The sequence below is a fragment of the Microbacterium sp. genome (genome assembly GCF_031178525.1).
Taxonomy (GTDB): domain Bacteria; phylum Actinomycetota; class Actinomycetes; order Actinomycetales; family Microbacteriaceae; genus Microbacterium.
In genome coordinates this window covers 1-11012 of the sequence record NZ_JAPSJA010000075.1, presented here as the reverse complement: position 1 = coordinate 11012, position 11012 = coordinate 1, and the positions used below count along the sequence as shown (strand labels likewise).

The following is an 11012-nucleotide window of genomic DNA, read 5'->3' as shown; positions in this document are numbered from 1 at the left end:
TCGGCCGCGTCGTGGACGCCATGAACCGCAGGGCGATGACGATCTACTCGTGGCACATGCTCGTGCTGATCGGGCTCGCCGGCGTGCTGCTGTTCGGCGGCACCGCTCTTCCGGAGCCGCTGTCAGCCGGATGGTGGGGGAGCCGTCCGCTGTGGTTGGCGGCCGTTGCCGTCGGCGTGGTGGCGGTGGTGCGCGTCGCGGGGAGGCTCGAGGGACCTCCGCGCGGCTCGGGCGCGACGATCTCGCCGCGCACGACCGCGGTGGCGGTGCTCGTGGCGGCGAGTGCCGTGCTGCTCATCCTCGTCGCCGGTCGCGAGGCCGTGGTGTGGGCGGCAGGTGCTGTCCTGCTCGCGGCATCCCTCTGGCTCGCCGGCGATCGTGTCGGCGGGCGACGCCGCGAACGGGGACATCGCCGCGATCGCGGCAGCGCCGGGCCGGCCTCGTGCGGGATCACCGCGATCGCCGGCTTCCCCGCGCGGGTGTGATCCCGCCTGCGGACATGGTGAGGGGCCTGTCGGAGAGGCTTCCGACAGGCCCCCTGTCCCTTGCACCAAGAGTGTCCTGCAATCACATGTCCGGCGACCGCCACAGCAAAACGTTCGCCGGTGGAAGCACTCTATAACGGTGCGATAACGAGACACAAGGGTTCGTCGTTACTTTTCTGTGACTCATATCCCGGTGCGTCGGCAAGGGCGATGGTGGAAGCGCCATCGAGCTGATCGCAGCATCGCCTCCGCCTCGTCGGCGCCGTCGCTCCCTCCGCGACGGGGCTCGCATCTTCAGTCGACGCGGCTGGCGAGCATGTGCGATCGGACTCGGGCTTGCAACTCAAGCGGCTTGAGGTCGCAGGGTGAGGACATGAACATCTCAAAGGACGACCTTTACTCCATCGGCGAGGTCGCGCACCGGACCGGACTCAGCGTCAGCGCCATCCGCTACTACGCGGACGAGGACCTCGTACCTCCGACAGACGCGAGCGACTCGGGCCATCGCCTTTACGACGTGGATGCGATCGCTCGTCTGGAGTTCGTTCGCACGCTGCGCGACCTCGAGACCGGCCTGGATCAGGTGCGGCGCGTCCTCGCCGGCACGACCTCGTTGCGTGATGTCCTCGCCGAGCATCTCGAGGTCATCGAAAGCCGGACGACGGAATTGCTGGCGAAGCGAGCCGTGCTCCGGGCGCTCGTGCGGCAGGAGGGAACGGCAGAACGCGCGAACCTTCTGCGCAAGCTGGTGACGATGTCTGACGCCGAGCGTCAACGTCTGGTTGACGACTTCCTCGACGACGTCTCCGCGGGCCTCCCGGAAGAGGCGATCAATCGGATCCGGGAGGTGCAGCCAGTGCTGCCGCCTGATCCCGCCCCGGAACAGCTCGATGCGTGGGTGAGTCTGGCGGAACTTCTCCGCGACGATCAGTTCCGTGAAGGGATCCGGTCCTACCTGCACGCGACGTATGCGCAGTTCCCCGGATCGGAGATCTCCACACCTCAGGTGCAGGAGTTCATCCACTCAGCGGGTGCCGATCTGATGCCCAAGCTGATGGCCGCTCACCAGGCGGGCTTCGCCACCGATGACGCCCAGGTGATCTCGCTCGCCGCACAGCTGGTCGAACACCTCGCACGAACCTTCGGAGTCGCCGCTGACGACGACCTTCGGGGACGGCTCGCAGGGCGCTATCGCGATCTCGACAGGCTCACCCTCGAGGCGCTGCAGGACGCGGACTACATCGCCACCGAGGGGCGCTACCTCGAACTGGTCTCGATCATCAACGATCAGGCACATCCGGATGCCGCACTTCTCGACAACGCCCGCCGAGAGCGGAGAGACGGCGACGGGCCCAGTTTCGGGGACTTCGGGCGATGGCTGTCCACCGCGATTCTCGCGGGGCGGTGAGCCGGTGTCAGCGGAGGCGGAGGCGGCGTCGATGAGTCGTAGGCATCACCGCGAGGGCGACCGACGTCGACAGAGCCCCGCCATGACCGGAGGGCAGGTAGGTCCGGCGTCCATCCTGCTGCCGCCGACCGTGTCGGTGGAGATACCGATCACCGTCGCCGCCGAGGTCGCGCATGGTGAGGGGCATCACTGAGACCGGACGCAGACGGGGCTGGGTCGGCTCCCGTGCACTTCCCGGGCCGGAGTCGGCCAGTCCTGTCTGGTACGCGATGACCGCTCGTTGCCCGCGGAGATGGCAGGGCGAAACGCGATTAGCGTTTGGGGGAGGGAGAGACGCTCCCTCGGCGACGCCATCGCCCCTCTCCCGGACGAGGATCCATGTCGAAGACGATCATCATCACCGGCGCCAGCGATGGCATCGGCGCCGCCGCAGTGAGACAACTTTCACGCGACGGGCACGACGTCGTCGTCGTCGGCCGTTCCGCCGAGAAGACCGAAGCCGTCGCGACAGAGCTGAAGGTGCCGTTCCACCTGGCCGACTTCGCCGACCTCGCACAGGTCCGCGACCTCGCCACCAGCTTGGCGACCGCCTACCCGAGGATCGACGTGCTGGCGAACAACGCGGGCGGGATCATGGGCGACCGCACGCTGACGGTCGACGGGCACGAGAAGACGTTCCAGGTCAACCACCTCGCACCGTTTCTGCTGACCACCCTGCTCCTGCCGACGCTCACCGCCAGCAGCGCGACCGTGATCCAGACGGCGAGCCGAGCGGCTCGCGTGTTCGGCCGTTTCGACATCGAGGACCTGCAGAACGAGCGCGCGTACGCGCCGCAGAAGGCGTATGGGAACGGCAAGCTGGCGAACATCCTCTTCACCGTGGAGCTGCAGCGCCGCTACGGCGACCAGGGCATCGCGGCGGTCGCGTTCCATCCGGGCGTCGTCGCGAGCAGCTTCGCCAGCGACACGACGCACATCATGCGGCGCATCTACCACGGCCCGCTCAAGCGACTCTTCACGATCACTCCGGAGAAGGGAGCCGATCAGCTGGTCTGGCTCGCCGAGGGCGCGCCCGGAACGACGTTCACGCCGGGCGCGTACTACGAATCCCGCAGGATCGCCAAGAGGGTCAGCCGCGACGCGCACGACGCGTCTCTCGCGCGGGAGCTCTGGGACAGGTCGGCCGCTCTCGTCTGAGCGACGCCGCCACGCGACAGCATCGACGTCGTTCCTCCTCGCGGAGCGGACCATCCGCCCCGCGAGGAGGAACAGGTGCCGCGACGACGGCGACCATTCCCCCGAACGGCGTCGGCGCCACTGCGTGAAACTCAGGCTAGGAGCCTGCGAGCGCGCGACGAGCGGTGTTCATCCGCGCATTCACCCGCGCGGAAGATCGAGGGCGGGGACGCCGTACTGGCGGGACGCGGCGTCGACCGCCGCCGCCGCGTCGCCGCGCTCGATCGCCGCTCGCAGCTCGCGCAGCGTCTCGCGCACGATCTCCCGCGCCGCCTCGCTTTCGGTCATGTGGGACAGGTTCCGCTCGATCGCGATCTCGACATCCGCCAGCATCTCGGACAGGAAGCGATTGCCCGCGACCTGCGCGAAACGACGGTAGACAGGCCGCGTGGCGCGGAGCGCGGGGCGGCCGGCGTCGATGTCGGCGATCGCGCGGCGGATGACCCGAGTCAGCTCGCGCGCGTCCCGTGGGGTCAGCTCCGGCACGGCCAAGCCGACGACCGCCACGGCGTGGCACCGGGCGAACTCGAGCGTCTCGCGGATGAGGGCCGGCGTCACACGCGTGACCCGCGTGAAGCGGCTCGCGGCGACCTCGATGAGACCGATTCGCGCCAGCCGCTGCAGTGCCTCGCGGATCGGCATGCGCGAGACCTCGAGCTGCCGTGCGAGCTCGGCGTCCTTGATCCCGGCGCCGGGGGCGATCGCGCCCGCGATGATCGCGTCCTTGAGCCGGTCGAAGACGATGTCGGACAGGCGTGAGGGCGTCGTGAGGGGTTCGAGCGGGGTCAGCACGGGCGGCTCCGTCTCCGGTGAGGGCCGACGCCGGCAGTGACCGGCGGCCGAGATCGAGCGGATCCCGACGCCAGAGCAGGAGGTCCGCAGCCCGGCTCTGATTCCTCCCGATGAGCAGTTCGCGAGGCTGCCCGGGGAGTGCGGGGCCGGGCCCGAGAGCGACGGTCCCTCCGTCGCCGGGTCCTCAGCCCTTCATCCGCGCGCAAGCGAGCCGCGCGAGCTGCACGCGGGTCGTCACGCCGGTCTTGCGGAACAGCGCGGACAGCTGCGACTTGACGGTGTTGCGCGAGACGCCGAGCACCTCGGCGATCTCCTTCACGCTCAGGCCTGGGTGCTCGATCAGTGTCCGCATCAGCCGTTCCTCGCGGTCGGTGAGCCGGGCGGTGCGCGGATCGCGTACGGGGGTGAGCGCGTCCCCGGCGATCGCCTCCCGGACCGGGTCGGGGGGCGAATCCCCGAAGGCCAGCGTCGAGAGGCGGTCGAGCTCGGCCGACGGTACGACGGTGAGCGCGACCGGAAGCCGGTGCGCGCCGGCGATCACGACGCCCTCGCGGAACGAGAGCACGGCGGCAGCCTGATCTCCGAGCTCGAGCCGCGCGGCCGCGCGCAGGATGCGCATCTCCGCCTGACAGCGCGGCCATGACGAGATGCCCTCCGGCGCCTCTGAGGCCTCGGTGTCGGCCGCCGCATAGTCGCCCAGCATGTAGTGCGCCATCGCACGGTGGACCTGCAGGAGCGGGCGGCAGGTGCGCAGGCCCTCCTTGCCGGCGAGCAGCGGCAACACGCGGTCTGGTTCACCGGCGAACAGGTGCAGGCGCGCGAGCGTGACCGACAGCGTGAGCCGCGTCAGCGGCGCAGCGGTGACCGCGCTCGTCCGGAGTGCACCGAGCTCGACGCGCAGCCGCTCCAGCTCGTCCGGATGCACCTGCGCCTGCCACTGCATCCGCAGGCCGTCGATCGCGAGACCTCGCTCGGACGCCGGGGCGCCGTCCGGGTCGTCCTCGGCGTACGCTTCGGCGTCGTCGAGTGCGGCGAGCGCGCCCGCGAAGTCGAGGGACGCGGCGCGCAGCAACGCGAGCGCGATGCGCGCGATGACCGGCAGGCCGTCGTGCCCGGCCTCCCTCCACAGCACTCCGGCACGGTCAGCCCATTCCTGCGCGATCGCGCGGCGTCCGGTGAAGGCGTTGTCCCATGCCAGCTGGCCGGCGACTCGCGCGGCCATGGCGAAATCGTCGTCGGCCATGGCCCAGGAGTAGGCGTCGTCGAGCAGGGTGCGCTCGCCCACGAAGTCGTAGGTGCCCCGCATCGTCCACGCCCACTGCAACGTCATGCGCGGAAGCGCTCGAGAGATACGAGCCCGCTCGTGCGGCTCGAGCCGCTCGACGAGGGCCGCGCCCTGCGCAGCGAGGGTATGGGCGCGATCGTGGTCACCCGCCGCGCGGGCGGCGACGACCTCCCTGGTGAGGGTCGTGAGTCGCAGGAGGCGCTCGTTGTCCGCGATCGCGGTCACAGCAGGCCCTGCTGTCTGGCCGCCGAGCGCAGGGCGCCGCGGCTGTTGACGTCGAACTTGCGATAGAGCGTGTGCAGCTGGGTGCGAACGGTGTTGCGCGACACCGAGAGCGCGACCGCGAGGCTCTGCTCGTCCGCGTCCTCGGACAGCGCCGCGATGAGGCGCTCCTCTCGCCGCGTGAGTCGGACGATCCGCTGTCCGGCGGGCGGCAGCGCGATGGCGCCGGACGCGAGGCGGCCGAGCCATGGTGGCGCCTCAGGGGCTTTCGCCAGGCGGAGGAGCTCTTCCAGCTCGCTGCGCGGGACGAGAGCGAGGGCCATGAAGCTTCCGTGCTCGGCGGCGTTGCCGACCGCAGCCCCGAACCGCTCCGTCGCGGCAGCCAGATCCCCGCGACGTCGCGCCGTGATCGCCTGCACCGCCTGCATCTCGATCCGGAGCCGGATCCAGGTGCGGGGGTCGGCGAGTACCTCCGCGGCCAGCCGCTCCGCGACGTCGTCCTCGCCCGCGAGTACGTGCGCGATCGCACGCCGCGCGGGGACGAAGGGCGCAGCCGGGGCCTCGTAGCCCGCCAGGAGTCGCAGGACCGCTCCCGCCTCGCCGCGGATGAACAGCACGTCGGCGCGCACAATCCGGTTCAGCTCGTCATTGAGGCCGGTCGCTGTGCGCGCCTCGGGGATCGCCGAGATCTGGGTGTCGAACTGGCTGAGCAGCGCCGTCCCCTGATCGCGTGAGAGGCGTGATCCGATCATCAGCCGCGCGGCCGCGAAGAACAGCAGATGCTCGCCCAGATCTCGGGCGTCGATCCGGTCGAGTTCGCGGTCGGCCGCGTCGAAGTCGAGCGCGTCCCACAACCGCAGGGCACGCGCGAGGTGGCACGAGATCGTCAGCCCTGGGATCGCCGGGCCCCCGGCCACCAGCGCGTCGCGACGCGCGAGCCATTCGCCCGCCTCGCGGGAGCCCGCGAGCGCGAGCAGCCACGCGAGTTCGCCCGCCGCGTCCGCCATGTCGCGCGGATTGCGCGACTCCTCCGCGCGGGCGAACGCCTCGCGCAGCAGCGCCACGGCGCGCGACGGCTGTCCGGCGAACTCGTGCGCGAACGCCCATTCCACGAGCAGGGAAGCGAAAAGCCCGTGAAGCGTCCGCGACACCTGCCCGTCCTCGCGAGCCGCGGCCTCCGCCCGCTCCGCCCACGCCACGGCCTCGTGATACCTCCCCGCCGTGCGGGCGGCGCTCGCGCGACTGGTGAGCAGCACCGCGCGGGTGGACGCAGCCGCGCCCGGCTCGGGAGCCGGGGCTCCATCGCTGTAGACCGCGGGGCGCAGGTCCGGGCGCATCGTCACCCGTCGGAGATACGCGCGGATCACTCGCCATTCCGGCACGGCGTCGAGCGTCCCGGACGGCACCGCGAGCGCCACGCGTTCGACCACGTCGGGCCGGTAGCTCATGAGCGGTCCCCACCCGACGTACACGCCGGAGAGCGCGTCCTGCCAATCCTCCCGCGCGAGGGCGGCCCGAACACGCGCCGCCGCGCGCTCCACCTCGTCCTGCATCCCCCGCATGACCACCATCCCACATCGGATCCACCTCGCGACGGCGACGCCGTCGGCGAAGTTGCACAAAGCCCCGGGGGAGGAGAGTGGGACGAATATACCGGCTCATGCTCGCGGAGGCGAAACGAGTCCCAGTCAGTAACGGGTGAAGCCATGGATGAAACCGGGTCGCGGTGTCCGTGCGCGCGCTTAAAGTGCCGTTCGGCGCCGCTCGCGGCGCGCTCCCCAGACCGAAGGCCCCCATGTCCCAGCAGCATCGCGCGCGGCGATCTCAGGTCGCCCTGCTCGTCGCCGTCCTGGCCGGGCTGGCCATGGCCCTGCCGGCGGGAGACGGCGCGGCCGCCGCGCAGCAGACTCGCGTCGCGCACGCGCACCTCGATCGCGCATCTGTGTCGGACGACGCGCCGGCGCGGGAAGACGCACCCGCGACGCGGGAAAGCGGTCGCCACGACGCGGTGAGCGCGGACGGCGATGCCATCGGCGTGATGCCGCTGTATGCGATCGGCGGGCTGATGCTCGTCGGGGCGGCGGTCGCCGCGGTGAGCCGTCGGCAGAGGGGCTGAGCCCGCCGGCTATTCAGCCTGGGCCACGCCGGCGCCAGAAGCGGCGCTTCGGCGATGCGCTGGCCTCCGCCTCGGCCGCCTCTCGTGCGGCGCGGGCCCGCTCCTCGCGGCGCTCGCGCCAGGCCTCGAGCTCAGCGTCGACCTCGCGCGTGGGGGTCACGACGGGCGGCCCGCCGAGCAGCTGCAGCCGGGCATGCCGGACGCGCGCGTTGAAGTCCTCGAGCGCCTCGCGCACGTCCTGCTCGCGCGTCATGCGGTCGAGCCGGTCGTGCAGCTCCGCGCTCTCGACGCGAAGCGTGAGCGCGGGCGGGCCGAGCCCTCGCAGATTCTCGGTCTCGATCTTGCGGCGCAGCCACCAGTCGGGGTCGTGGCTCGCTCCGAGCCCCGTGAGCGGCTTGCCGGCGCCAGGCAGGTCGTCGAAGTCGCCCCGGCGGATCGCATGCTGGATCGCCTGCTCGACGATGGCGACCCGCTCCTCCGGCGTCGACCGCGCCGGCGCCTTCGCATCCTCGCTCGCCGCACCCTGATCGGACGCGTCTCGGCCGAGGTCGCGGTCCAGCCGGTAGCGCTGGGCGGCTTCACGTGGATCGGTCATCGCACCTCCCGGGGGAGTTCGGTCCTTTCAGGCTATGCCGGCTGCCACGCGGCGGCGCGGCTCAGCCGAAGCTCAGGGCATTCCACGCGCCCGGGCGGTCCAGCTGCGCGTAGCGCACGTCCGCCCCGGAGGCAGAGATCTCGGCCACGCAGGCCAGCAGCGACAGGGTCGGGTAGCCGTGGGCGTGGTTGTCGCGGATGATCGCGCGGTCGTCCGAGGGATCCAGTTCGGCGCTCTCGGCGAGCACCCGCACCCACGGCGCCCACCACTCGTCGCCCTCCGCCCTCGCGTCGGCGAACCGCCCATGCCAGGCGGCGATGCGCGGTGTCGTCTCGTCGTCGACGTCATTGTGCGCGAGCATGTGCGTGCCGGGCGTGAGGCTCTGCCGCCGCAAGCCGGCGCCGTCCCACGACGTGACGGCGACCTCGTTGCCGTTCACCTCGACGAGGTTGTATCCCAGCGTCCGCTGCACGCCCTCCGGCGAGATGCCGTCCACCGAGGCGAGCGGGATGCCGCCCCGCGACGAGAGGTCCTCGGGGCGCACGCCCTCCGGGTGCCCCGCGCGGTTGAGCAGCACCGCGAGCCGCGCGCCCCGCGCCGCGAGCCACGCGCCGCCCGCGAGCCGGTCCTGCACGCCCATCAGGCCCGGACGATCCGGCCACCACTCGCCGAGGGGGTTCCACGGCCGAAGCGGGTCCTCGTCACGCACCGCGAGCAGGCGGACGGGATCCGACGAGTCGAGCTCGGGAACGCGGACGATCACGGTGCACATCGCTCCCATTCTTCCCGAGTCCGCGCACACCGGACTCGCGGTGCGATCGCTCCCTCGTGAGCGGGGACGCCTCAGCGCGTCCTGTCGATCAGGCGCCCTGCTGCGGCGGACGCGCAAGACCGTGGCGGCCGGGCTCGTCGGGTTCCGCGGCGGTCTCGGGGGAGACCGGCGACCCGCCGGACGGCCCCTCGGTGCCCGGGTACTGGGGCTCCTCGATCTCGGTCTCGTCCCGCTCGTCCTGCGGGGGAAGGTGATCCTGCGGCTTCTTCGCGTCGTCGGGTGTGTTCATACAAACAGGTTCCGTCACGGCGCGGGCGCTCGGTCAGGGGGTTGCCCTCACCGCGGGCTCGTGTAAGGGCGCGTCATCCGCGCCCGCCTTCCGCATCACCTCCCGGGTCGCCGATCAGGCTGGAAGACTGGCGGCGTGAACACCTCGACCCGCTCCGCCCGCCCCGTGCATCGCATCGTCGTCGGAGTGACCGGCGGGATCGCCGCGTACAAGGCGGTGCAGCTCGTGCGGCTGCTCGTGAAGGACGGGCACGAGGTGCACGTCGTTCCCACCGAGGACGCGCTGCGCTTCGTCGGGGCGCCGACGTGGGAGGCGATCAGCCGACACCCGGTCACGACGTCGGTGCACGACGACGTCGCCCAGGTGCGTCACGTCGCGCTCGGCCAGCAGGCCGACCTCGTGGTCGTCGCCCCCGCGACCGCCAACACCCTCGCGAAGATGGCCGCGGGCCTCTCGGGCGACCTGCTCGGCACGACGCTGCTCGCGACCGGCGCTCCGGTGCTGGTCGCTCCGGCGATGCACACGGAGATGTGGCTCCACGCCGCGACCCAGGCGAACGTCGCGACGCTGCGCGCCCGCGGCGTGCACCTGATAGGCCCCGACAGCGGGCAGCTCACGGGCGAGGACAGCGGACCGGGTCGGATGAGCGAACCCGAGGCGATCTATACCGAGGTGGTACGGCTGCTCGCGGCGAAGCGGGATCTCGAGGGAATCCGGATCGCCGTGTCGGCGGGCGGCACGCGCGAGCCCATCGATCCGGTGCGGTTCATCGGCAACCGCTCGAGCGGACGGCAGGGGGTCGCGATCGCGCTCGCGGCGGCCGAGCGGGGCGCCGACGTCACGCTCGTCGCGGCGCACGTCGAGGAGGGCGTCCTGGCGGGGGTGCCGGCAGGGATCCGCATCGCGCACGCCGGCACCGCGGCCGAGCTGGGGGAGCGGATGACCGAGTTCGCGCCCGAGTCGGACGTCGTGATCATGACGGCGGCCGTCGCGGACTACCGCGTGGCGAACGTCGCGGATCACAAGCTCGCCAAGGAGGACGGCGCCCCCACGATCGAACTCGTGGAGAACGCGGACATCCTGGCGGGACTCGTCGCCGCGCGCCGTCCCGGCCAGCTCATCGCGGGCTTCGCGGCCGAGATGCCGACCGAGACGGAGACCGTGATCGAGCGCGGCATCCGCAAACGCCGACGCAAGGGCGCCGACCTGCTCGCCGTCAACGAGGTCGGCTGGCAGGCGGGCTTCGAGCGGCCCGACAACGCCGTGGCCATCATCGGCCCGGACGACCGCGTGATCGCGGAGGTGCGCGGCTCGAAGCGCGAGGTCGCGGACGCGGTGCTCGACGCGGTCATCCGGCTCCGCGGCTAGGCCGGGTCGATCGGGAAGTTCGCGCGGCCGGTAGGTGAGTTCAGGAGCGGATCGCCGCGCGGTCGACGGACCCCTCGGACCGTGCGCGGCGCTTCGATCCGCAAGCCCCCCCGCCGCCGCGCGCGCCCCTCGCTAGGCTCGACGACATGGCCGACATCGACATCCCCGCGATCACCCTCAACGACGGCACGCCGTTCGCCGAGCTCGGCCTCGGCACCTACAAGCTGAACGGCGAGGAGGGCATCGCCGCGATCGAGGCGGGCATCCGCATCGGATACCGCGTGCTCGACACGGCCGTGAACTACGGCAACGAGCGCGAGGTCGGCGAGGCCGTGCGCCGCGCGACGGCCGGCGGCATCGACCGCGAGGAGATCGTCGTCACCACCAAGGTCCCGGGGCGTCACCACGGCTACGACGAGGCGATCGCGAGCGGCAGGGAGTCCA

General features: G+C 71.7%; 12 protein-coding genes and 1 pseudogene. 7 read left to right on the top strand and 6 right to left on the bottom strand.

All coding sequences use genetic code 11. The annotated features are described in order from the left end of the window. From RIF89_RS06920 to RIF89_RS06905, 4 genes and pseudogenes are all read left to right on the top strand, one after another. Nucleotides 1–485: pseudogene (locus RIF89_RS06920) on the top strand (hypothetical protein); the annotation flags it as partial. Nucleotides 486–858: 373 nt separating this feature from the next. Continuing rightward, nucleotides 859–1893: a MerR family transcriptional regulator gene (locus RIF89_RS06915; RefSeq protein ID WP_309068399.1), complete on the top strand. Its 1035-nt coding sequence runs from the start codon at nt 859–861 to the stop codon at nt 1891–1893. A gap of 31 nt (nt 1894–1924) precedes the next feature. Further along, nucleotides 1925–2086, top strand: coding sequence for a hypothetical protein (locus RIF89_RS06910; protein WP_309068398.1), 162 nt, complete (start codon nt 1925–1927; stop codon nt 2084–2086). 185 nt (nt 2087–2271) lie between these two features. Further along, nucleotides 2272–3090, top strand: coding sequence for an SDR family NAD(P)-dependent oxidoreductase (locus tag RIF89_RS06905; protein ID WP_309068397.1), 819 nt, complete (start codon nt 2272–2274; stop codon nt 3088–3090). Between the two features lie 180 nt (nt 3091–3270). Here RIF89_RS06905 and RIF89_RS06900 read toward each other — a convergent pair whose 3' ends face one another. The 3 genes from RIF89_RS06900 to RIF89_RS06890 form a co-directional block, all read right to left on the bottom strand. Beyond that, on the bottom strand, nt 3271–3921 hold the full coding sequence (locus RIF89_RS06900) for a GntR family transcriptional regulator (protein WP_309068396.1): 651 nt from the start codon (nt 3919–3921) through the stop codon (nt 3271–3273). A gap of 184 nt (nt 3922–4105) precedes the next feature. Then, nucleotides 4106–5431 carry a helix-turn-helix transcriptional regulator gene (locus tag RIF89_RS06895; RefSeq protein WP_309068395.1) on the bottom strand — a complete coding sequence of 442 codons (1326 nt, stop codon included), beginning with the start codon at nt 5429–5431 and terminating at the stop codon, nt 4106–4108. After that, nucleotides 5428–6990, bottom strand: coding sequence for a helix-turn-helix transcriptional regulator (locus RIF89_RS06890; protein ID WP_309068394.1), 1563 nt, complete (start codon nt 6988–6990; stop codon nt 5428–5430). The genes RIF89_RS06895 and RIF89_RS06890 overlap by 4 nt, the downstream gene beginning before the upstream one ends. Nucleotides 6991–7223: 233 nt before the next feature. Between RIF89_RS06890 and RIF89_RS06885 the strand changes: the two genes are divergently transcribed. Beyond that, a complete protein-coding gene (locus RIF89_RS06885; RefSeq protein ID WP_309068393.1) occupies nt 7224–7544 on the top strand; it encodes a hypothetical protein in 321 nt (106 codons plus the stop codon). Between the two features lie 13 nt (nt 7545–7557). Here RIF89_RS06885 and RIF89_RS06880 read toward each other — a convergent pair whose 3' ends face one another. From RIF89_RS06880 to RIF89_RS06870, 3 genes are all read right to left on the bottom strand, one after another. Further along, nucleotides 7558–8139, bottom strand: a complete 582-nt coding sequence (locus RIF89_RS06880; protein ID WP_309068392.1) for a DUF1992 domain-containing protein — start codon at nt 8137–8139, stop codon at nt 7558–7560. 61 nt (nt 8140–8200) lie between these two features. Continuing rightward, entirely contained in the window at nt 8201–8911 is a 711-nt protein-coding gene (locus RIF89_RS06875; RefSeq protein ID WP_309068391.1) for an NRDE family protein, read from the bottom strand. A gap of 88 nt (nt 8912–8999) precedes the next feature. Continuing rightward, entirely contained in the window at nt 9000–9200 is a 201-nt protein-coding gene (locus RIF89_RS06870; protein ID WP_309068390.1) for a hypothetical protein, read from the bottom strand. Nucleotides 9201–9335: 135 nt separating this feature from the next. On the opposite strand from RIF89_RS06870, the gene coaBC reads away from it, so the two are divergent. Further along, a complete protein-coding gene (coaBC, locus tag RIF89_RS06865) occupies nt 9336–10568 on the top strand; it encodes a bifunctional phosphopantothenoylcysteine decarboxylase/phosphopantothenate--cysteine ligase CoaBC (RefSeq protein WP_309068389.1) in 1233 nt (410 codons plus the stop codon). 146 nt (nt 10569–10714) lie between these two features. Then, nucleotides 10715–11012 (top strand): aldo/keto reductase (locus RIF89_RS06860; RefSeq protein WP_309068388.1); only part of this gene is annotated, 298 nt, incomplete at its 3' end.